The organism is Streptomyces sp. NPDC002276, assembly GCF_053891435.1.
Map to the genome: position 1 here is coordinate 37057 of NZ_JBSFCQ010000017.1, position 22685 is coordinate 59741.

Consider the following 22685-nt stretch of genomic DNA (forward strand, 5'->3'; position numbering starts at 1 on the left):
ACCAGCAGAAAGGCTGTACGACATGACGCCCTATGCCCGACGCGGCGTCCACGGCCAGACCGTGGAAGTCCTCGCCCGCCGCATCCTGGGCGGCGAGATCGCCGAAGGGGCCACGCTGGATCTGGTCGCGCTGCAAAGCGAGTTGGACGTCAGTCTGACCGCGCTGCGCGAGTCGCTGAAGGTGCTCGCGGCCAAGGGGATGGTCGACGCCCGGCAGCGTCGCGGAACCTTCGTGCGCCCCCGCGCCGAGTGGAACCTGCTCGACGCGGACGTACTGCGCTGGCAGTTCGAGGGCGCCTCCACCTCCGAGTCCGACCGGGCGCTGCTGCACAACCTCGCCGAAGTGCGCGCCATCATCGAACCCGCCGCCGTCCGCCTCGCCGCCCAGCGCCGCACCGACGCGGACCTGGCCGCCCTGGACGGCGCCCTCGACGCGATGGGGGAGGAGGGCGGCGACGCGGCCCACGCCGTCGAGGCCGACCTCGCCTTCCACCGCGCGCTGCTCGCCGCCACCCACAACGAACTCCTCGAACGCATGGAGATGGTCATCGAGTCGGGCCTCGCGCACCGCGACCGCATCGTGCACAGCGCCCCGCACAGCGAGGACCCGGTCCCGGCTCACCGCGCCGTCCTGGACGCCGTACGCGAGCGGGACCCGCAGGCCGCCGAGGCGGCGATGCGGGCCCTGCTCGACCAGGCAGGGCGCGACCTGGACCGCCTCGGCGAGTCCGAAGAGGGTTCGGAGACAGACCCCGAAGAGACAGACCCAGAAGAGACAGACTCCGAAGAGACGGAAGGCTCCCGCTCCCAGTGAAGATCACCCGTATCGAGACCTTCCTCGTCCCGCCCCGCTGGCTGTTCTGCCGGGTCGAGACCGACGAAGGCGTGGTCGGCTGGGGCGAACCGGTCGTCGAAGGACGCGCCGAGGTGGTGCGCGCCGCGGTCGACGTACTGGCCGAACACCTCGTCGGCCAGGACCCGTTGCGCATCCAGGACCACTGGCAGGTGATGTCCAAGGGCGGCTTCTACCGGGGCGGCCCCATCCTCTCCAGCGCCGTCGCCGGCCTCGACCAGGCACTGTGGGACATCGCCGGGAAGACCTACGGCGCTCCCGTGCACGCCCTGCTCGGCGGCCCGGTGCGCGACCGCGTCCGGGTCTACGCCTGGGTCGGCGGCGACGAACCCGCCCAGCTGAGCGAGCAGATCGCCGCCCAGGTGGAGGCGGGCTTCACCGCCGTGAAGATGAACGCCGCCGGAGCCACCTCGCCGATCCCCACCCTCGCCGAGACCGCCGCCATCGTCGCCCGTGTCGCCGCCGCCCGCGAGGCGCTCGGCCCGGACCGCGATGTCGCCGTCGACTGCCACGGCCGCTTCACCGCCCCGGCCGCCCGCCGCGTCCTGGCCGAACTCGCCCCGCTGCACCCGCTGTTCGTGGAGGAACCCGTCCTGCCCGAGCACGGCCATCTGCTGGCAGGCCTCGTCGAGTCGAGCCCGGTACCCCTCGCCACCGGTGAACGCCTCTACGGACGCGCCGAGTTCCTGCCTCCCCTCGCCGCGGGCATCGCCGTCGTCCAGCCCGACCTGTCCCACGCCGGCGGCATCTCGGAGGTGCACCGTATCGCCTCCCTCGCGGAGGCCTACGGTGCCCAGCTCGCCCCGCACTGCCCGCTCGGCCCGATCGCGCTGGCGGCCAGCCTCCAAGTCGCCTTCGCCACCCCCAACTTCCTCATCCAGGAACAGAGTCGGGGCATCCACTACAACAAGGACGCCGACCTGCTGTCCTACCTCGTCGACCCCGCGCCGTTCCGGTTCGTCGACGGCCACGCCCTGCGCGGCGACGCCCCAGGCCTCGGCATCACCGTCGACGAGACCGCAGTACGCGCCGCCGACCGCACCGGTCATGCCTGGCGCAACCCCGTGTGGCGGCACCCCGACGGCTCCTTCGCGGAGTGGTGACCGTGCCGCTGGACATCGTTATCGACCGTGCCCACGGCGGGCGTTGGACCTCGCTGCGGGCGGGGGACCGCGAATGGCTGTGGCGGCGCGACGCACCCGAGCGGGAGAAGGCCTTCCCCGGCGACGCCTTCGTGGACGCGGGCGGACTGGAGGAATGCGTCCCCACGGTCCGTGGCGATCCCGACCACGGAGACGCCTGGTCACGGCCCTGGACGGGGGAGGGGGAGGCGGACGTCGTTCGCTGCGACCGCTTCACGCTGGCACGTACCGTGCGCGCCACCTCCGACGGTGCCGAGGCCGACTACGTCCTGACGGCCGACGCGGGCTTCCGCTTCGTATGGGCAGCGCACGCCCTGCTGGACCTCTCCGACCAGGCGGGGCTGCGTCTCCGTGAGGGAGCGCGCACCCGGCTCTTCCCCGAGGCGGCGCCGCTGTTGGACGATGCGTGGCCCGCGGGTGCTCCGTGGGTGGAGGGCGACTGGCCCGCGCCGCGCGGAGTGCGCCTCGACGGGTTCGGGCCGGACGACGGCACCGCCGTAGGAGCCGTCGTGGACGCTTCGCAGTGCTGCGTCCACGACCGGGACGACCGGCTCTCGCTCGCCCTCGAAGCCGACGGGCAGCCGTTGTCCATCGCGCTGTGGCGCAATCTGGGTGGCTTTCCCGCCCAGGACCCCTATCGCAGCACGGGCGTCGAACCGATGCTCGGCCGCGTCTTCGACCTCGCGGAGGCGGGCCCCGGTGACGCCGCCCGGGTCCCTGCCTCGGGCGAGACGCGATGGCGGCTGACGCTGACCACGTACTGCCGCTGTGCCTGAACCGACCTGAACGGGAAGGGAATTCGCCCCATGGATCTTCGAGCGGCTCTGGCCACCCATCGCCTCCTCGCGATCGTCCGCGGCACCGATCCGGAAGCCGCCGTACGCACCGTGCTGACGCTGGCCGAGGAAGGCGTCGAACTGATCGAGGTGTCCCTGACCGGTGCGGACGCCCTGTCCGTCATCGAGCGGGCCCGCAAGGAACTCGGCCCCGACCGGCCCCTCGGCGCCGGCACGGTCCTGACCGCCGACGACGCCCGCGCCGCCCTGCGGGTCGGCGCGAACTTCGCCGTCACCCCCGCGCTCGGGGACGGCATCCGCGAGGCACACCGACTCGGCCTGCCGGTACTGGCCGGAGTGATGACCCCCACCGAGATCCTGGCCGCACGCCCCTTCGGTGCCGCCGCGCTCAAGATCTTCCCGGCCGCCGAGGCCGGTGGTCCCGCCTATCTGAAGGCGTTGCGTGGACCGTTCCCGCACGAGCTGTTCGTGCCGGTGGGCGGCGTGGACGAGGCGGCCGCCCGGGCGTATTTGGACGCCGGAGCGACCGCCGTCGGAGTCGGCTCGCCGCTGGTCGGGGACGCCGCCGACGGCGGCAGCCGGAGCGCGCTGCGCACCCGGGCCCGGGCCCTGCTGACCGTCGTACGGGAAGCCTCGTTCGCGGGGGAGGCGTCATGAGGAACGGGTTGCGGTCGGCCGAAGGCGCGGTGGTCTGCATCGGGGAGACCATGGCGGCCCTGGCCCCGGCCCCGTCCGCGTCACTGGAGAACGCGGACGACCTGCGGGTGTCGGTGGCCGGGGCGGAGTCCAACGTGGCCATGTACCTGGCCGACCTGGGGATCCCCGTGTCCTGGATCTCGGCGGTCGGCGACGACGCCCTGGGGCGGCGGGTGCGCGCCGAGGTCGGTGCGGCGGGCGTCGACGTGAGCGGCGTGCGCCGCGACCCGGAGCGGCCCACGGGCCTGCTCCTGAAGGAGCCGACCGGCAGCAGGACCCGCGTCCACTACTACCGCGGCAACTCCGCGGCCTCCGCGATGGGCCCCGACGTACTCGACGACGACCGGCTCAGGTCGGCCTCCGTCCTTCATCTCACGGGCGTGACCGCGGCCCTGTCCCCGTCCTGCCGGAGCCTGGTGGCCACCGCGCTCGCCGTCCCGCCGGACGAACGGCCGTACGCCATCAGCTTCGACGTCAACCACCGCCCCGCGCTGTGGCCGCCCGGCACGGCCGCCACCGTGCTGCGCGACCTGGCCGACCGGGCCGACATCACCTTCGTCGGACTCGACGAGGCACAGGACCTCTGGGACGCGGACCTCGAACCGGCGGGTGTACGGCGCCTGTTGCCGCACCCGCGCCTCCTCGTCGTCAAGGACGGCGGCCGGTCGGCCGTCGCCTTCGGCGCGGAGGGCAGTTGGACCGTTCCCGCGCTCGGCACGGACGTGGTGGAGCCGGTCGGCGCGGGCGACGCCTTCGCCGCCGGGGTGCTCACCGGTCTGCTGCGCGGCGAGGACATGGAGCGCGCGCTGCGGCTCGGACACATCACGGCCGCGTCGGCACTGAAGGTGACCGCCGATCACGGACCCCTGCCGGACAGCGCCCGGATCGAACGGCTCCTCGCCCTCCCGGCCGACGAATGGGCCGTGGCGGCAGGGCAGTTGGCCGTCCCGGTCACGGATGGGGCACCGCGGTGACCGGGTTCGACACGGGAGGGCCGGGGCTGGCGTCCATGTCACCGGGGGAGGGCGACACCGTCGGGGGGCGCGCGGGCCCGACCGGCGCCCTGTGGTCCGGATACGCCACCGCGAACAGGACGCCGACCACCGCGGCGGCCACGACCAGCAGCGCGAGAGCGGTACGGCGGACGGGCCGGAGGGCCGTGAGACGGAACCGGGCCCGTGCGGTCGGCGGGACGGCGGGGCGCAGCGCGGAGAAGTCGACGGAGTCGGCCCGGGCGCGCAGGGCGGCGCGCAGCCGCTGCTCGACGGAGCCCGGCGGGACACCGGAACCGTGGTCCTGTTCGATCATCGGGGAGCCTCCAACTCTCGGCGCAGGGCGACCAGTGCCCGGCTCGCCGTGGACTTGACCGCACCGCGGGACAGCCCCAGCGTGTCGGCGATCTGCGCCTCGCTGAGATGGGACCAGTAGCGCAGGACCAGCACTTCGCGCTGCCGCCGGGTCAACCGGTGCAGGGCGGCGATCACTTCACCGTGCTCCTCGCGCAGCAGCACGGGTTCCTCCGCCGAGGGCGCGTGCCCCGCGCGTTCGGGGACATGGGCTCGTACGGTACGGCGGCGGCGCAGCACCGAGCGCGAGGTGTTGACCACGCTGGTGCGCAGATACGCGTCGGGGTTGTCCAGACCGGCCGGCCGCGCGCCGTAGCGGCGGTAGAGCGCGGCGAAGACGTCCTGGACGACGTCCTCCGCCGTGGGGAGGTCGTCCACCAGGAGCAGGGCAAGCCGGACCAGGTCAAGGCGGCGGTGGGCGTAGAGCGCGTCGATGTCGGGTTCGCCGACGTCGGCGGGGACTGCCGGCGAATCCGGAACCGTCGGCGTCCGTCCGCCCGAGGCCGCCTCACGCACCAGCCGCCGTACCGCCTGCCACAGCGCCACCGGGGAACATCCGCGCGAGGTCGGCCGGGCCGGGGCGGCAAGGGTCGTCGCTGTGGTCATGGATCTCCCGGACATCATGGTCGGCGTACGCCCGGACGCACCGGACGGGCGGTGGAGCCGCCGGACGAGGACCCGGCGGCTCCACCTCGGCGGGCTGGTTACTTCGAACCCGGGACGGGCGTCGCCTCCACCGGGTCCCCGACGCTCGGAGTGTCGGGTCCGCATTCGCCGACGACGGTGCGGAAGGTCTTCTGCGGGAGATGCTTCGGCAGGTGGAACTTCCCGCCCGGCACCGCCTCGACCGGGCTGGGGTCCGGGGCCTCGCACGGAGGGACGACCATGGACCCGCTCTTGTGCGGGGCGGGGCGAGCGGTATCGGCGTGGGCGGTGAGGGTGCCGCCCACGGCGAGCACGGTGGCGGCGATGGTGACTCCGAGCGCGAGCCGCACCCGGCCCGGGCGGAGGCTGCTGCGAACAGCCTGACCTGCGGACATGTGATTCCTCGAATCGTCGATCGTGAACGGTCTGTCGGGCCGCCGCCACAGGTGGTGTCCCGTGGCGAAGGCCCTGGCTCGGAGGCGCCTCCACCCGGACAGACGTTCCGACCGCATCGAGGTTGCAGGTCGGGTCGGTTTTTCTACGGCTCCGCGGCGAAGGCCGCATCACATGTCGAGGACGATGTCCGTTCCCGGCCGGGCGCAGCAGATGAGGACCTCACCGGCCGCCGGCGGTTCGAGCGGTTCGGGGGAGTAGGTGATCGTGCCGGACAGCAGAGGCGTCACGCAGGTGTGGCAGACGCCGGTGCGGCAGCTCCAGCGGGTGGGGACGTCGCAGGCGTCGGCGAGTTCGAGCACACTGCGCCCGCCGTCGTCGAACGGGACGGTGAGACCGCTGCGCGCGAAGGTCACCGTCGGGCCGGTGCCGGGCGGCCCCTGCGGCTGGTGAGGCGCTCGGGCGGGCCGCCCGGTGACTCCGGGGTTGATGGCGGCCAGTGCCCCGAACAACTCGGTGTGGATGTGCGCCGGATCGATGCCCGCCTCGGTGAGCGCCTGCTGGATGTCGGTCATGAAGGGGGCGGGGCCACAGATGTAGGCGGTCGCGTCGGCGGGGACGGACAGCGCGATCAGCCTGTCCTTGGTAAGGCGGCCCGGGGAGGCGTGGGCACGCCGGCGTTCCTCGGGTGTGGCCGCGCTGTAGAAGACCTGCTCGTGCGCGTGCGGCAGCGACGCGAGGAGGTCGTGGGCCTCGGCCGCGAGGGGGTGTTCGCGGGGGCCGCGGGCACCGTGGATCCACCAGACCTCACGCTCGCTCTTCCGGGCGGCCAGCGCGTGCAGCATGGACAGCACCGGCGTGAGGCCGATCCCCGCGGAGACCAGGAGCACCGGCCCGCTTCCGTCGGCGTACACGAACTCGCCCCGGGGCGCGGCGACTTGGAGGTCCGCGCCGGGCCGCAGCAGCGTGGTCAGATAGCCGCTCGCCGTCCCGTGCGGTTCGTGTTTGACGCTGATCCGGTAGCTGCCGGTGTCGGGCGCGGCGGAGAGCGAGTAACTGCGCACGGGGGCTGGGCCGGTCGCGATGGGGACGCGCAGGGTGAGGTACTGGCCCGCGCGGGCGACCGGGAGCGGGGCGCCGTCGGGGTCGGCCAGCCGGATCGAGGTGACCGTCGTACTCTCGGCGGTCACGTCCGTCACCCGCAGCGGGCGGAAACCGTCCCACGCCGGGTGGGCGGCGGGCTGCGCACCCTCGGCGGCGGCGAGCAGATCCCGGAACGACCCCTGCCAACCGGGGCTCAGCGCGGGCACGTTCAGAGCGAGACGCAGCTTCGCGGGGTCGCGGTCGGGGAGGTAGAGCAGCGCGTCCGTGTCGGCCACACTCAGCGCACTTGGACCGGTCCTGGTCCGTACGATCCGGTCGCCGGCCTGTACATGGCCCTCCCGGACGACCCGCATGTAGAAGCCGGGACGGTGATGGCTCACCAACAGGGCGGCCAACTCCGGTTCGCCGAACCGCATTCCGACCCGGTAGCAGGTGACGCGCGGCTGGGTGACCTCGAACTCCGCCTCGCCGATGCGGTACCGGTCGCCGATGCACACCTCGTCGTCGAGCAGGCCGTCCACGGTGAGATTCTCGCCGAACTGGCCGTAGCCGAGGTCGTCGCGGCCGAAGTGCCGCTGCCAGTGCCGGTACGACTGGATCTGGTAGACGAGCACGGCCCGCTGCTCGCCGCCGTGACCGGCCGTGTCGCCCTGGCCGTCGCCGTCGATGTTGAGCCGCCGGACCATGGCCGGGCCCTCCACCGGGTACTTCCACACACCGGTGCGGACGTTCCTGCCCTCCCACGGAACGTCCTTCGGCATCCCGACATTCACCGACAGCAGGGTGGGCACGGGGAACTCCTTCCCACGGGGACGACCGGCACGGTCGCACCCGGGACGGCGGTCGTCCCCTCCCATACTGAGGGCGCGGTCGCCGCCGTGCGAGACCGCGCCCTCAGTGGACGGCTAGTTCGGTGGCGTGATCCGGAGCCTGATCGTGCGGGCCTCCGGGCGCAGCGCGAACGCGGGCCACACGTCCGGGCCGCAGGCCCGTGAGCCGAGGCCGTGCTGGGCGGCGTCGACGGTCAGGTGGCTCGACGTCGAATTCGGCAGTTCGAACGGGTGTCCGGACCGGGCGACCTCCTGCGGGGTGTGACGGCTCAGCGTGAAGCCGGGACGGCGGCCCTGCGTGTCGGGGAGCGCCTCGACGCGCAGCACTTCGGTGTCGCCGGTCGTCAGTGCCAGTCGGCGTACCGCGGAACGGTGTCCCGTCTCCTGGGGTCGCGCGTACTCGACCGAGAGGTCACGGATGCCCGCGGTGAAGCGGCCGGTGCGAGCCGCGCGCAGGCTGTCGGGGTAGGACTCCAGCGGGCCAAGACCGAACCACTCGGCGCCGTCGACGGGAGCCGTGCCGTCGGGCAGCTCGAAACGCACCCCGATCCGCGGCCACACCGTCTTCCAGCCGTGCGAGGGCTGGATCTCCACCCGCAGTTCCACCTCGCCGTCGCTCTCCCGCGACCAGACGGACTCCACCAGCACCGACAGACCCGAGTCGGCGGCCGAGACCTTGTCGACCGTGCGCAGCGCGTCCGCGGTCCGCTCCACGGACACCCGGCGCGAGGTCAGCCGGTCGAGCCCGTTACGGAGCCACAGCTCGGCGTTGGACACCCCCGACACGCTCGCGTCGCTCTCCTCCACCTCGCCCCACGCACCCTTGTCGTTGTCGGTCGGCGCGCGGAAAAGCTCCAACCGGGGCCCCGATACGGCACGTTCACCGAGCCGCACGAGGGAACCGCCGACGAACTCGGCGATCCCGAGCGTGAGCGTCCCGTCGCCGGGCCGCCAGCCGCTGCGGGGCCGGACGCCGGGCGCCGGACGTCGAACCGACAGGTCCAGCTGGGCAGTTGCCACCACATGACCCTCGGACGCCCACGCCGTGTCCCGCGCCAGCTCCGCGTCGATCGTCAGCCAGGTCTCGGCGTCCGGCACCACCGCCACGTCAGGCAGCGACACCCACCCCGAGTCGCCCGCCCCGACCCGCGGGACCTCCAACTCCCCTGAGTCCACCGGCACTCCGTCGTGCTCGACCCGCCAGCGGAACCGCAGGTCGGACGTGTCGGCGGTATGCCGCAGATTCGTGATCGCGACCTTCTCGCCGTCGAACGCGAAGTCCACCGGCGCCACCACGGCCTTGAACTCGTGCAGGCTCGGCGTCGGGCTGCCGTCGCTCAACACCATGCCGTCCATCACGAAGTTGCCGTCGTGGATGACCTCCCCGAAGTCACCCCCGTACGCGTAGTACGGCGTTCCGTCCGGAGCCGTGGCCAGGATGCCGTGGTCGCGCCACTCCCAGACGAAACCGCCGTGCAGGCGCGGGTGTTCACGCACCAGCGCCTCGTACTGGTCGAACGCGCCCGGTCCGTTGCCCATCGCGTGGGCGTACTCGCACAGCAGGAACGGCTTGGTGCGCTGCCTGGCGCCTTGCGAGGGCGTGCAGTTGAGCAGCGGGGCGCGCGAGCCGTCGGTGCCGATCTGCTCGGTCTCCAGCACGGACGCGTACATCCGGGAGTAGACGTCGGTGTACTCGCCGGTGTAGTCGCCCTCGTAGTGCACCGGGCGTTCCGCGTCGCGGGCGTGGACCCACGCGGACATGGCGGCGAGGTTGCTGCCGGTGCCCGCCTCGTTGCCGAGCGACCAGATCACGATGCTGGGGTGGTTCTTGTCCCGCTCGACGGTGCGCTCGATCCGGTCGAGGTACGCCTCGCGCCAGGCCGGGTCGTCGCTGGGGTTGCCGGTCCAGCCGACCTTGTCGAAGCCGTGCGTCTCCAGATCGCATTCCAGGATCACCCAGAACCCGAACTCGTCGGCGAGGTCCAGCAGTCGGGGGTGCGGCGGGTAGTGGCTGGTGCGGATCGCGTTGACGTTGAACCGCTTCATGAGGGCGAGGTCCTCGCGGGCGTGCGCCTCGTCGAAGACCCGGCCGCGCTCGGGGTGCGTCTCGTGCCGGTTCACGCCGTGGAACACGACCCGGCGCCCGTTGACCAGGAACTGGTCCCCGCGGATCTCGACCGTACGGAAGCCCACGCGCAGGCTGACGGTCTCCGCGGCCGTCGACACGGTGGCGTCGTAGAGACGCGGCTGCTCGGCGGACCACGGCTCTACGGCGGCGATGTCGACGGGCGCGACGTCGGCCGGTGTGGCCCAGACCTGCTCCACGCCCAGTTCGGGGATGCGCAGGGTGACCGGGAACGCCGTCGCGTCGGCGGTGATCTCCGCCTCGACCCGGCCGCGCCCGTCGTCGAAGCCGGTCCGCAGCCAGACGTCCTCGATGCCCTCGGCCAGCCGGGCGACGAGGGTGACATCGCGGAAGATGCCCGGCAGCCACCACTGGTCCTGGTCCTCGACGTAGCTGGCTGCCGACCACTGGTGCACGCGCACGGCGACCACGTTCTCGCCGGGCCGCACAGCGGACGTCACATCGAACTCGTGGGCCAGTCGGCTGCCGCTCGCGCCGCCGATCTCCGCTCCGTTGACCCACACCGTGAACAGCGACTCGACACCGTCGAAGCGCAGCACGACCCGCTCGGCGTCCGACCAGTCGGCGGGCACGTCGAAGGTACGGCGGTAGTCGCCGGTCGGGTTCTCGTCCGGGACGTACGGCGGATCGATCGGGAACGGGAACTGGATGTTGGTGTAGATCGGGCGGCCGTAGGCGCCGTCGCCCTCCAGCACCCAGTGCGCGGGCACGGGGATGCTGTCCCAGCCGTCGGTGTCGAAGCCCTCGGCCGCGAAGTCCTCCGCCGCCGACGCGGTGGGGGACAGGCGGAAACGCCAGGACCCGTTCAGGGAGAGGGACTTCGCGTCGGAGTGCAGCCACGAGCGCGCCGGGCGCAGGGCACCACGGCCGGGTGCGAGGTCGGAAACACGGGAGGAGAACTCGGGGAGCAAGAGGTCACAACGCTTTCATGAGAGCAGAACGGGGCGTATTGCATTCGATCATGGCGGTCTACCGGAGCACGATGGTGTGGATCTCCCAGGGACCGAGGTCGAGTTCGAGCACGTCGGTGACCGGGGTGCGGGAGAGCGGTCTGCCCAGCAGGTCGACGGTCGTGGCCTCGGTGAAGGTCCCCGTCACACGGACCGTGGACGCGGTGTCGCTCATCGCGGTCAACCGCACCTCGGTGCCGGTGACTTGGGCGTCGTCGCCACCGACGCGGTGGACGGCCGACACGAGGACGTCCTCCCCGTCGACCCGCAACCCGGCGGTGTCCGGCGGCAGTTGACCCCCGGCGTCCCCGGTGCCACGAGTCACCAGGACATCGTTCCGGAACTCCTCGGCGAGCGCCACCGCGTGCGCACCCCGCCAGCCGGACGCCGAGGGCACGACGGCGAACCGGTTCTCGATCCGCATCCCGAGGTCCTGCGCACCGGGTACGGGGATCTCGCTCGCCGCCGGTTCGTCGCGCAGGGGGTGGATGTTGACACTGATCGAGCCGATCGCGCGTAGCAGGGTAATGGCCAATTCGGCGCCGTCGCCGACGAGTTCGTACTCGCTGGAGTGGTCGAGCAGGACGGTGGCCGCGCCCGCCGACACGAACGAACCGGCCGGGAAGGTCGGCAGCGGATACTCGCCCCAGCCGCCCTCGGCGGTCAACCCGCGCTCGGTGACGGCGAATTGCCCGGCCGAGGCGGACGTGGTCACCGGCTCGGGCAGCGGCACATGGAAACGCAGCCGGTGATCGGCGGACTGGTTCAGGAAGGACGTGGAGACCCGCACGAACGGCTCGCCCACCCGCACTTCCACCATCGTCTCCACCGGGGTGGACACAGTCAGGTCGGCGCGGACATCGCGGTCGGCGGAGAGTGCGGCGGGCCATTCGTAGACCCGCGTGACCCTCAACCGCGAGCGCAGCGGGCCGGTTTCGAGCACCTCGACGGTGATCTCCGCGGGATCCGAGACGAGGACGTCCTGCGCCGGCGGAGCGTAGTTGTAGCTGTCGCCCCGGTCACCGCCGTCGACCAGGCGCCCCACGCCGTGCAGCACGATGCCGTCCGGCCCGGTGATGTCGAGGGTGCCGTCTGCGGCGACCGTGACCTCGACCAGGCCGTTCGTGAGGGTGCGGTCCGTCGCCGTGGCGGGGACGGACGCGGTCGAGGCGGTGGTCTCGCTCGGCTCGACCTGGAAGCTCGCCAGCCCGGAGGCGGGCACGTGCGCGGGTACGAGCGCGGTGGCCCGGGCCTCCTCCAGTGTCAGGACCCGCCACTCACCCGGATGCGCCGCCGCTGCCTCGGCGACCTCGCGGCGCAGGATCAGCAGGTCGAAGGGGCCGCTCGTCGGCACCTCGGCGAGGTGGAACACCAGCTCACCGGCGGTGAGTTCGTAGTGGTCGATCAGCCGGCCGAAGAGTTCGCGGCGGTGGATACGGCGCAGCACGCGCTCCAACTGCGAGGCGTCCATGCGCTCGTCGGCGAGGACGGTCGGCGCCTGGGAGATCAGCTGCACGGGGGCCGTCGAGCCGTCGGCGGCGGTCGCGAGGAGCGCGGTGCCCTCGGGCGGGGCCACGACGTCCACCTCGACCAGCGTCGTACGGTCGAACGGCAGCGGGTTGGCGACCAGATGGCCGTCGCTCGGTACCAGGGCGGCGGGTTCGGCGAGTGCCGCGTCCCGTACGGCACGGGCCGTCTGCGCTGCTTCGGCGAGGCGGGCGGCGACCTGGTCGCAGGTCTCGTCGGTGCCGGAGCCGACCACCGAGTCGTGCGCGGTCGACTCGATGATCTTGTGCCAGGCGAGGCGGAGGAACGGCGAGTCGTCGCGCCGGGACCACAGCGCGTTCACGCGCTCGGCGTGGTCGATCGTGCGTTCCGCGAGTGCCATCCGCTGCTTGAGTCCGAGCCGTACCGACAGCACGCCCGGGAGGATGTTGCCGCGCACATGGCTGCGCAGCTCGCCCGTGACGACGGCGGACACCTCGTCACGGACGTGCTTGCGGACGTACTCGTCGAGCGTGGCGACGGTGATGGGACGCCCCTCGCCAGAGGCCCGCCGTAGCCAGGACGCCAGTCGGGGGTCGGGCGCGTTGTGGTCGGTGCCGGCCATCGCCAACACCGGGTCGCCGCCCCACCGTTCGGCCGTCATCTCCGCGTAGTCGCCCAGGGCGCGCCCGATCCGCTCGGGGATGAGGAGTACGTCGAGGCCGTTGTCGTAGCCGTCGAAGAGGAACTCGGTGCGGACCTGGGAGCCGTCCGGCGCCCGCCAGTTGAAGGCGTGGCCGTCGACGGAGCCGGGCACCCCGCGCCACAGCGCCGCGTGCTCGATGCCTGCCCGCGCCAGGATCTGCGGCATCTGCGCGATGTGGCCGAACATGTCCGGGAGATAGCCGACCGGCATCGCGCCGCCCAGTTCCTCGGCCGCCGCCCAGCCCATCTGGAGGTTGCGCACGATGGTCTCGCCGGAGCAGAGGAACTCGTCCAGCAGGATCAGCCACGGGCCGATGGCGAGCCGGCCCTCCCGGACCAGGGCGACGACACGGTCGAGGTTCTCCGGCCGCATCTCCAAGTAGTCCTCGATCGCGGCCAGTTGACCGTCGACGGTGAACCGGAAGTCCGGGTCCGTCTCCGCCGTCTCCAGCACGGTGTCGAGGGCGGCGACCAGCCGGTGCCGGAACACCTGGAAGGGCTCGTACCACTCCCGGTCCCAGTGGAAATGGGGCACGAAGACAGCGGAGTCGCTCATGACGGGTGGCACCTTCTGTGCGGGGGCGGTCACTTGAGGGAACCGGCGGCGAGTCCGGTGCGCCAGAACCGCTGGAGCAGGATGAACAAGATGATCACGGGCACGATCGACACCAACGAGCCGGTGATCACGGACTCTTGGAGGAGCGGGGCCCGCGCGGTCTGGCCGTTCCACTCGTAGAGGCCGAGCGTGATCGGGAAGAGGGACTCCTTCTGGAGCATCACCATCGGCAGGAAGAAGTTGTTCCAGATGGCGACGAACTGGAACAGGAAGATCGTCACCAGCGACGGCGTCATCAGCTTGAACGCCACCGAGAAGAACGTGCGGAACTCACCGGCACCGTCGAGGCGCGCCGACTCCAACAGCTCCTGCGGGACAGCCGCGTTGGCGAAGATCCGGGCGAGATAGACGCCGAACGGGCTGACGATGCTCGGCAGGAACACCGCGAAGTACGTGTTGACGATCCCGGTCGCCGAGAACAGCAGGAACAGCGGCAGCGCCAGCGCGGTGGTGGGGACGAGTACGCCACCGAGGATGACGGAGAACAGGAACTCCCGCCCCCGGAACTGGAACTTGGCGAGCGCGTAGCCGCACAGCGCGGAGATCAGCGTGCCCACGACCGCGCCGAACACCGCGTAGATCACGGTGTTGACGATCCACTTGCCGAAGACGCCGTCGCTGCGGGTGAACAGGACACGCAGGTTCTCGAACAGGTTGAAGTGCGAGAACGTCAGCCCGTTGGTGGCGGCCAGATCCCCCTGCGGCTTGGTGGCCGCGACGATCAGGAAGTAGATCGGCAGCAGGAAGTAGATCGCCAGGAGGAGCATCAGGGCCATGGCGGCCGTACGGCTGACCTGGCTCTCACGGTTCACGGTTTGCTTGCTCACAGGCCGGCCCTCTTCGAGGTCAGTCGCATGAACCCGAAGCTCAGGACGAAGGTGATGACGGCGATGACCACCGAAATGGCCGCGGCCTGCTGGTAGTTGTTCCCAGAGGCCACCGCGTACGCCAGCATGTTCGGCGTGAACGTGCTGGAGATGTTCGAGGAGATCTGCCGCAGCACGGCCGGCTCGGCGTAGAGCTGGAGCGTGCCGATGATCGAGAACACCGTGGTGAGGATGATCGACGGAGCGATGATCGGGACCTTGATCTGCCAGGCGATCGTCCAGTTGCTCGCGCCGTCCAACTTCGCGGCCTCGTACAGCTCCTGCGGGATCGATTGCAGCGCCGAGAACATGATCAGCATGTTGTAGCCGGTCCACAGCCACGTCGAGATGTTCGCCGCCGACCACAGCACCGCGCCAGGACCGAGGAAGTCGGGATGGAGCCCGATGCCGTTCAACAGGTCTACGACGGGGCTCAGTTGGGGCGAGTAGAGGTACGACCACATGATCGCGGCGATCACGCCGGGTACCGCGTACGGCATGAACGCGGTGATGCGGAACACCGACTTGAGCCGCAGCAGCGGAGTGTCGAGGAGCAGCGCGATCACCAGGGCGACGAACAGCATCACCGGCACCTGCACGATGCCGAAGAGCCCGATGCGGCCGACGCTGGACCAGAACTCGTCGTTCTGGAAGACCTTCGTGTACTGCTCGAAGCCCCCGAACGTCGTGTACGAGGTGCCGTACTGCCCGCCGGTGCGGCGGACGACGCGGACGCTCTGCCAGAGGGCGTAGCCGACCGGCACCAGGTAGAAGAGCACGAACGGGAGGAAGAAGGGGATCACGAACGCGAAGATGGTGCCCGCCCGGGGGCCGCCGCCGTTGAGACGGCGACGGCCCCCGGGCGATGCCGCCCGACGCGTCGCGCGGGTTGCGATGTCGGTCATCGTGCGGTCACTTGCCCGCCGCTGCCGGGATCGCCTGATCCTTCATCGACTTGAGCGCGGCCGCCTGAGCCGTCGCCAGGGCGTCGGAGAGCGTGCCGCTCCCGGCCGCCGCCTTGGCCATCGCGTCCTGGAGCGCCAGGTTCACCGTCTTCTGGGTCGGGCCCCAGGCGAAACTGGTGTTGATCTTCTTGGACGAGGCGGCGAAGACGTCGAAGATCTTCTCGTTGTTGTAGTACGGAACTCCCTTGGACAGCGCGGGGAGTTGGAGCCCGGCGTCGGCCGCCGGGTACAGGCCGCCGAGCTGGTTCTCCAGCGCGAGGGCCTCCGGGTCGGTGTTGAGCCAGGTGTTGAACTCGACCGACTCGTAGAGGTGCTTGCTGCCCTTCATGAACGCGACGGTCGAACCGCCCCAGTCACCGGAGGCGCCGTCCGAACCCCACGTCGGCATCGGGACGATCGTCCACTTCCCGGCCTGCTTGGGGAGGTTGTCGCGGAACATGCTGTAGCCCCAGGCGGCGCCGACGTAGCTGGCGATCTGGTCCTTCTGGTACGCCGCGTACATCTGCGTCGAACCGTTGGCGAGGTCGGTGCGCACGAGCTTGCCGGCGATCAGCTTCTGCCAGTAGTCGGCGACCTGCTTGCTCTGGTCGGAGGCGACCGTGACCTGCCACTTGTCGCCGGAGTAGCTGTACATCTGGGCGTTGTTCTGCCAGAGCAGCCCGTTGAACCACTCGGCGTTGTTCGGGTCGAAGAACGTGATGTCGAGCTTCGGGTCCGCCTTGTGCAGCTTCGCCGCGGCGGCCGCGTACTCGTCCCAGGTCGTCGGGATCGCGATGTCGTACTTCTTGAAGATGTCGCTGCGCACATAGAGGGCCATCGGGCCGGTGTCCTGCGGCATGGCGAACACGCCGGTGTTGCCGAAGCTGGCCTGCGACCAGGTCCACGGCACGAACTTCGACTTGGCCGCGGTGGCCGCCGAGCAGGCCGACGCGTCCACGAAGGCGCTCTGCGTGCGGAGGTTGGGGAGTTCGTCGTAGCCGACCTGGGAGAGGTCGGGGGCCTTGCCCGCCTTGAGGGCGTTGCTGAGGATGCCGTACTGGTCGTTGGAGATGTTCTTCGTCTCGACCTGGATGTTCGGGTTCTTCTTGTTCCACAGGGCGACCACCTTGTCCATGCCCGGAACGGTGTTCCAGTACTGGAGGGTGACCTTGCCCTTCGCGGGGGCGCAGGAGGTCGCGGATGTCTTGGCCGACGTCGTGGATGACGAGCATCCGGCGACTACGGAGACACTGGCGGCCACGGCGACGACGGCGAGGCGGAAGCGAGTGATTCTGCTGCTCATAGTTTCCGTTCCAGACAACGACTAGCGGCGGTGCTAGGCGGCTCGGTGCTGATCCCCCGGGAGGGATTCCTGCTGGAGTGGGTACACCATTTTGTTGCGGTACGAGGTCTCCGTGAGCGCTCCCGTGAGCGTTCACGGGACTCTCCGTGCGAAACCTGTTTCAAGTGTGTTGCGAATGTTCGGAAGTTTGCGCTTCGGCGCGGGCGAGTGTCAAGACATTCGGACCGGATGCGCACCCGTGCGGGTCAGGCGGAGCCGCTCAGCCGCAGTTCGGCCTGTACGACGAGTTCGTCGGCCGCCAGCGCCTCCGCGCCCGACAGCAGCCGAGCGATCTGCTCGATGGCGAGGGCGCCGAGCCCGCGCGTGTCCAGGGCGACGCTGGTGAGCGGGGGCTCGACCAGTGCGCCGAGTTGCAGGCCGTCGAAGCCGATGACCGCCAGCTCGTGCGGGACGTTCCTGCCGAGTCGGCGGGCTTCCCGCAGGGCGCCGATCGCGATGATGTCGTTGAACGTGAAGACCGCGGTGACGTCGGGGTGGGCGGCGAGCATGGCCCTGAGCGCCTCTCCGCCGCCGTCGGCGGTCTGGTCCGCGCCGACCACCAGGCCCGGGTCGATGCCGTGTGCCGTCGCGGCCGTCGTGAACCACTCGTGCCGGATGCTCGGTTCGGCGCGGGTGTGGTGGTCGAGCATCCCGATCCGGGTGTGCCCCCGCGCGACCAGATGCGCGACCGCCGCGTGCACGCCCGCCGAGCCGTCGATCGTGATCGCGCTGAACCGCGTCGGCTGCTCCCGGCCGATGAGCACCACCGGCATGCCCCGCGTGAACTTCTCCAACTCGCCCTCGGGACAGCTGAAGTAGCCGATCACCGCGTCCACTTGGGAGCTGATCACCTGGAGCGTGCCCAGTTCCTCCTCCGCCCGGTCCCCGGTGTCGTACACGACGACCTGCCAGCCACGGGCCCGGGCCGCCTCCAGCGCGGCGGCGGCGACCTCGGTGAAGAACGGGTTGAGCAGGTCGGGGATGACCAGCCCGATCGTCATCGTGTCCTGGCGGACCAGACCGCGGGCGAACCTGCTCGGCCGGTACCCGAGCGCGCGAGCGGCGTCGAGCACCCGCTGCTTGGTGTCGACGTCGATCTCGTCCTTGTCGTTGAGCGCCCGTGACACGGTCTGCCGGGACACCCCCGCCGACTTGGCGACGTCATTGATCGTGATTTTCCGGGGCTCGGTCCCCGCTGTTGATGGCAGCACCATCGCCCACCTCCCGCTTCTCGCGAACGCCGGTGCGCGCGCAAGGCCCGAGTATGCACGTAGCGGGGCGACCGGACGAAGCGACGACCACCGGCGCGAGGCGCCGGCACGGGTGGCGGGCGCCGGGGCCGGCCTCGCCGTCGTACCGCGGTGTCGCTACGGGGACGTCACGGCGACCGGGGTCCGGGGGAGGGCAGGAACACTGGTGGGGTCGTCGAGGAGGGCGTCGCGGCAGGTCTGGGGCGGCCGGACGAAGAGACGGCGACCGGCCGGAGGTGCCCGGCGCGGGTGTCGGGGCGCTCCGGGGGCATGGCGAAGGGGGAGGGCCCGCCGCCGTATGGTCGCGGGGCTACGGGGACGTCACGGCGACCGGGGTCCGGGGGAGGACGGGAACGCTGGTCGGGTCGTCGAGGAGTGCGTCGCGGCAGGTCTGGAAGGCGCCGCGCAGTGTCGCCTCCGTGCCGAGGACGCCGAAGGTGATGTCCGGCTGGGTGTCCGGCGCCAGGGCGCGACGTCCGGCCAGGCGAGCGTCCAGGCCGGGCCGGAGCCACGCGGCCCAGGTGGCTAGGTAGCCACCGAGGATGATCTCCCCGACGTCGGTGACACCGCAGACGCCGAGGACGGCCGCACCCAGGGCGTGTCCGGCGGCGCCGAGCGCGGCGGTCGCGTCCGGGTCGCCCGCGCGCAGCCGGCGGTCCAGCTCGGCCAGCGCCGCCTCGCCCCCCTGCGCCTCGGCGACGGCGTCCAACCCGGCCGCGTGGATGAGGGGTTCGGGCCCGATGTACATCGCGAGGCAACCCCGGGTGCCGCACCGGCATGCGGGACCGTCGAGGGCGATCGGCAGATGCCCGATCTCGCCCGCCATGCCGTGACTCCCGCTGTGCACACGGCCGTTGACGAGCAGCCCGCCGCCGACTCCGGTGTCGGCCTTGATGTAGGCGACGGTTTCCGGGTGCCGTACGCCGTCGGCCGCGAGGGCGTGGTACTCGGCCAGGGCCGCCATGTTGGCGTCGTTGACCACGTCGACTGGGCAGTCGAGACCGGGGAGTTCGGCGACCACCAGGGAGCGGAGGTCGGTGCTGTGCCAGCCGAAGTCGATGGCCGCGGCCACCAGTTGGCCGGGTCCGACGACCGGTCCGGCCATGGCGACGGTGAGTTGGGCGACATGGGCGTCACGTGAGGCGTCCCGCACCGCGGCTTCGGCTGCCCGCGCGACACATCCGACGACCGCGGCCAGGGCGCGCGGATCGCCGTACGGCGCGTGGTGCGGCGCGGACTCGCGGTGCAGGACACGGCCGCGGAAGTCGGCCGCCATGACGTGCACGGACTCCAGGGTCACCTGCGCGGCGAGGACGACCACGCGCTCGGGCACCAGCCGCAGCAGCCGCCGGGGTCGGCCCCGGCCGCCGGACGGAACCGAGCCCGCCTCACGGACCAGACCGCGGTCGATGAGTTCCGCGACGAGCGCCGTGACGGAGGCGTGCACAAGACCGGTCCCGGCGGCGACCTCGGTACGGGCGCAGGGACCGTGGGCGTCGAGATACCGCAGCACCAGGGCCAGATTGCGGCGTCGTACGTCGGTCGAGTCGGCGGGGGCGTTCACACGCACGATTGTGCCTCCGGCGGGGTGCGATCCGGACAGGGTGGCCAAGATATATTTTTTCGAGTCTTGAAATAAATAAATGGGCGAGTCCATACTCCCGACACCGGCAACGAAGCCGGTCCGTCCCCGTGGAGGCGTCCTTGTCCGCTTCGACCTCTTCCGCCCCCGCCACGTCCCGAAAGGACGACACCCTGGGCAGCTCCCAGGTCAACGTCCTGATGTGGTCGATGGGTGCGGGATTCGCCGCTCTCTACACCGCTTACGCCGGCCTCGTCGTGGTCCTGCTTCCCACCCAGATCCAGAACCTCGACGCCGCCGCGAAGGAATCGAACCTCGCCCTGGTGACGATGACCTCGTCCATCGTCACGCTCTTCGCCCAGCCGATCATCGGCGCCATCTCCGACCGCACCCGGGGCCGCCTCGGCCGCCGCACCCCCTGGATGCTGTTCGGCGCCGTCGGCGCGGTCCTCACCCTGCTGGCCATCTCCCACGCCGCCACCCTGCTCTGGCTCACCCTGCTGTGGGTCGCCGTCCAGGTGCTGCTGAACGTGGTCCAGGCCCCGCTCACCGCCGTCATGGCCGACCGCGTCGCTCCCCGCCGGTTCGGCATCGTCTCCGCCTTCGTCGGCCTCGGCTCCAACCTCGGCGCCACCCTCGGCGTGATCCTCGCCGCCCGCTACGCCGGACGCCTCGGCCTCGGATACGGCGTCATCGCCGCGATCGTCCTCGTGATCGTGCTCGCGTTCGTCCTCCTCAACCGCGACCGCACCCGCCCCGAACCCCCGCAGCCCTTCTCCTGGCGGGATTTCCTCACCGGCTTCTGGGTCTCCCCGCGCCAACACCCGGACTTCGCCTGGGCGTTCGTGGCCCGCATGGCCTTCATCCTCGGCTACTGGGGCGTCGCCACCTACCAGCGCTACGCCCTCCAGGACTACGTCGGCCTCGACGGCGACGCGGTGGACAGCGCCCAGCAGTTGATGTCCGTGCTCGCCCTCGTCGGCACCCTCGTCGCCGCCGTCCCGGCCGCGAAGATCTCCGACCGCACCGGCCGCCGCAAGATCTTCGTGATCGGCGCGTCTGTCCTGCTCGCCCTCTCCATGGCCATCCCGCTGCTCAGCCCCACCCTGCCCGCGATGTACGCCTACGCGCTGGTCAGCGGCATGGGATTCGGCACGTACATGTCGCTGGACATGGCCCTGATGACCGAGGTCCTGCCCAAGGGCTCGGCCGCCGGCAAGGACCTCGGCATCCTCAACATCGCCACCAACATCCCCCAGGCCCTGGGCCCGATCATCGCCTCCGTACTCATCACCTCCTTCGCCGCGGGCTCCGACAAACTGCCGGGCTACCGCGTCCTGTTCGCCTTCGCCATGGCCGTCGTCCTGATCAGCGCGCTCGCCATCCGGCCGATCAAGAGCGTCAAGTAGCGGATCAGGCACGAGACTTCGACCACCGCCCACAACCGCCCTCCTCCACAAGGAAGTTGCTCCGTGCCCCAGTCCGTGATCGCCACCACGTCCCAGGGACCCGTCCTCGGGACGTGGCAGCACACCACCGCCCGCTTCCTCGGCATCCCCTACGCCAAGCCCCCGGTCGGCGACCTCCGCTTCGCCGCCCCCGTCCCGCCCGAGCCGTGGACCGAACCACTGGACGCCACCCGGTACGGACCCACCGCGCAACGCCGCCCTTTCATCCTCGACGGCCCCACCACCATCCCCGAACCCTCGATACCGGGCGACGGCGTCCTGAACCTCAACGTCTTCACCCCCGACCCGCACCCGGGCGCGGGCCTGCCGGTCCTCGTCTGGATCCACGGCGGCGGCTACGTCGCCGGATCCGCCGCCAGCCCCTGGTACGACGGCTCGGCCTTCACCCGCGACGGAATCGTCCTCGTGTCGATCGGCTACCGGCTCGGCATCGAGGGCTTCCTCCACCTCGACGACGCCCCCGACAACCGTGGCGTGCTCGACTGGATCGCCGCACTGACCTGGGTGCGCGACAACATCGGCGCGTTCGGCGGAGACCCCGCGAAGGTCACCGTCGCCGGACAGTCGGCCGGCGGCGGCGCCGCGCAGACCCTGATGGCCACTCCCTCCGCACACGGACTCTTCCGCGCCGCGATCTCCCAGTCCGGCGCCGTCAGGTCCCCCCAGCACCGACGGGACGCACTCGCCGACTCGGCCCGCCTGACGGAACGCACGGGTGTCCCCGCCCTGGCCTCCGCGCTCCGCGACCTGACCGTCGACGAACTGCTCGCGCTCCAGGACGCCTTGGCCACTCCGGAGGCCGGGCTTTCGCTGGCGCCCTTCGCCGACGGGGAGTTGATCCCTGTCCCCGTGCCCGAGGCCTTCGCCGACGGCAGCGCCGCTCTTGTCCCGCTGTTGCTCGGCTTCACCCAGCGGGAGTTCAACCCGCCGGTCGGGACGAGCGCGGCAGAGGCTCCCGCGCCGATGGAGGCCGTACAAGCGGTGCTGGCCGCAAACGGGTTGGACCCTGAGGCCGTAGCCGCCTACGTCACCCTCCACAACGACGACGACCCGGCACAACGCATGGGCCAGACCCTCACCGACGCCATCTTCCGGGGCCCTTCACTCGCCCTCGCCGAAGCCCGCGCACACCACGAACTCCCCACCTGGCTCTACCACTTCACCTATGGCAGCGCCGTCCACTGCGTGGAGATCCCCTTCGCGTTCGACCTCCTCGACGCCGAGCGCGTCACGGCCGCGACGGGCCCGCATCCGCCCCAGTCCCTCGCCGACGCGATGCACGGCGCCTGGGTCGCCTTCGTCCACGACCTCGACCCGGGCCCCGAGTGGCCCCGCTACACCAACAAGCGCCGCACCACGATGACTTGGGACACCACCCCGCACACGCTGGACGACCCGCTGAGCGCGGAGCGCCGCATCTGGACCGGATCGCCGACCACTCCTTGAACCCGGCTGGATCTCCGCTGTCGGGCCGGTATGCCCTTTGACCTGCCCGGCCCGACAGCAGAGGTCCGTTGCGGAGGT

18 protein-coding genes are annotated in these 22685 nt (G+C 71.2%); 7 read left to right on the top strand and 11 right to left on the bottom strand.

The annotated features are described in order from the left end of the window. Positions 1–22 precede the first annotated feature (22 nt). The 5 genes from ACWIHT_RS34785 to ACWIHT_RS34805 are packed head-to-tail and all read left to right on the top strand — an operon-like array spanning position 23 to position 4462. The gene (locus ACWIHT_RS34785; RefSeq protein WP_456172300.1) at positions 23–814 is read left to right on the top strand and encodes a FadR/GntR family transcriptional regulator; all 792 of its coding nucleotides are present in this window, start codon (positions 23–25) and stop codon (positions 812–814) included. Continuing rightward, positions 811–1956 carry a galactonate dehydratase gene (dgoD, locus tag ACWIHT_RS34790; RefSeq protein ID WP_456172301.1) on the top strand — a complete coding sequence of 382 codons (1146 nt, stop codon included), beginning with the start codon at positions 811–813 and terminating at the stop codon, positions 1954–1956. Before ACWIHT_RS34785 ends, dgoD begins: the two co-directional genes overlap by 4 nt. Further along, positions 1953–2771: a hypothetical protein gene (locus ACWIHT_RS34795; protein ID WP_456172302.1), complete on the top strand. Its 819-nt coding sequence runs from the start codon at positions 1953–1955 to the stop codon at positions 2769–2771. The genes dgoD and ACWIHT_RS34795 overlap by 4 nt, the downstream gene beginning before the upstream one ends. Before the next feature lie 30 nt (positions 2772–2801). Beyond that, positions 2802–3449 (top strand): bifunctional 4-hydroxy-2-oxoglutarate aldolase/2-dehydro-3-deoxy-phosphogluconate aldolase, encoded by a 648-nt coding sequence (locus ACWIHT_RS34800; protein ID WP_456172303.1) that lies wholly within the window; start codon positions 2802–2804, stop codon positions 3447–3449. Next, positions 3446–4462: a sugar kinase gene (locus tag ACWIHT_RS34805; protein WP_456172304.1), complete on the top strand. Its 1017-nt coding sequence runs from the start codon at positions 3446–3448 to the stop codon at positions 4460–4462. The genes ACWIHT_RS34800 and ACWIHT_RS34805 overlap by 4 nt, the downstream gene beginning before the upstream one ends. On the opposite strand, the gene ACWIHT_RS34810 is transcribed toward ACWIHT_RS34805, so the two are convergent. From ACWIHT_RS34810 to ACWIHT_RS34860, 11 genes are all read right to left on the bottom strand, one after another. Next, positions 4440–4796 (bottom strand): hypothetical protein, encoded by a 357-nt coding sequence (locus tag ACWIHT_RS34810; RefSeq protein WP_456172305.1) that lies wholly within the window; start codon positions 4794–4796, stop codon positions 4440–4442. The genes ACWIHT_RS34805 and ACWIHT_RS34810 overlap by 23 nt on opposite strands. Continuing rightward, on the bottom strand, positions 4793–5440 hold the full coding sequence (locus ACWIHT_RS34815; protein ID WP_456172306.1) for a SigE family RNA polymerase sigma factor: 648 nt from the start codon (positions 5438–5440) through the stop codon (positions 4793–4795). The genes ACWIHT_RS34810 and ACWIHT_RS34815 overlap by 4 nt, the downstream gene beginning before the upstream one ends. Before the next feature lie 98 nt (positions 5441–5538). Further along, positions 5539–5874: a hypothetical protein gene (locus ACWIHT_RS34820; protein WP_456172307.1), complete on the bottom strand. Its 336-nt coding sequence runs from the start codon at positions 5872–5874 to the stop codon at positions 5539–5541. Between the two features lie 168 nt (positions 5875–6042). Then, the gene (locus ACWIHT_RS34825; RefSeq protein ID WP_456172308.1) at positions 6043–7767 is read right to left on the bottom strand and encodes an MOSC domain-containing protein; all 1725 of its coding nucleotides are present in this window, start codon (positions 7765–7767) and stop codon (positions 6043–6045) included. Between the two features lie 114 nt (positions 7768–7881). Beyond that, positions 7882–10863, bottom strand: coding sequence for a glycoside hydrolase family 2 TIM barrel-domain containing protein (locus tag ACWIHT_RS34830; RefSeq protein ID WP_456172309.1), 2982 nt, complete (start codon positions 10861–10863; stop codon positions 7882–7884). Between the two features lie 58 nt (positions 10864–10921). Further along, positions 10922–13648: a glycoside hydrolase family 38 N-terminal domain-containing protein gene (locus tag ACWIHT_RS34835; RefSeq protein WP_456172310.1), complete on the bottom strand. Its 2727-nt coding sequence runs from the start codon at positions 13646–13648 to the stop codon at positions 10922–10924. Between the two features lie 29 nt (positions 13649–13677). After that, positions 13678–14484 carry a carbohydrate ABC transporter permease gene (locus ACWIHT_RS34840; RefSeq protein WP_456172481.1) on the bottom strand — a complete coding sequence of 269 codons (807 nt, stop codon included), beginning with the start codon at positions 14482–14484 and terminating at the stop codon, positions 13678–13680. A gap of 47 nt (positions 14485–14531) precedes the next feature. After that, the gene (locus tag ACWIHT_RS34845; RefSeq protein WP_456172311.1) at positions 14532–15479 is read right to left on the bottom strand and encodes a carbohydrate ABC transporter permease; all 948 of its coding nucleotides are present in this window, start codon (positions 15477–15479) and stop codon (positions 14532–14534) included. A gap of 7 nt (positions 15480–15486) precedes the next feature. Then, positions 15487–16821 (bottom strand): ABC transporter substrate-binding protein, encoded by a 1335-nt coding sequence (locus tag ACWIHT_RS34850; protein ID WP_456172312.1) that lies wholly within the window; start codon positions 16819–16821, stop codon positions 15487–15489. A gap of 245 nt (positions 16822–17066) precedes the next feature. Further along, on the bottom strand, positions 17067–18074 hold the full coding sequence (locus tag ACWIHT_RS34855) for a LacI family DNA-binding transcriptional regulator (protein WP_456172313.1): 1008 nt from the start codon (positions 18072–18074) through the stop codon (positions 17067–17069). Positions 18075–18420: 346 nt separating this feature from the next. Further along, a complete protein-coding gene (locus ACWIHT_RS34860) occupies positions 18421–19674 on the bottom strand; it encodes an ROK family transcriptional regulator (protein WP_456172314.1) in 1254 nt (417 codons plus the stop codon). A gap of 140 nt (positions 19675–19814) precedes the next feature. Here ACWIHT_RS34860 and ACWIHT_RS34865 point away from each other — a divergent pair, with 140 nt between their 5' ends. Next, positions 19815–21101: an MFS transporter gene (locus ACWIHT_RS34865; protein WP_456172315.1), complete on the top strand. Its 1287-nt coding sequence runs from the start codon at positions 19815–19817 to the stop codon at positions 21099–21101. 63 nt (positions 21102–21164) lie between these two features. Further along, positions 21165–22607: a carboxylesterase/lipase family protein gene (locus tag ACWIHT_RS34870; protein ID WP_456172316.1), complete on the top strand. Its 1443-nt coding sequence runs from the start codon at positions 21165–21167 to the stop codon at positions 22605–22607. Positions 22608–22685: the final 78 nt, after the last annotated feature.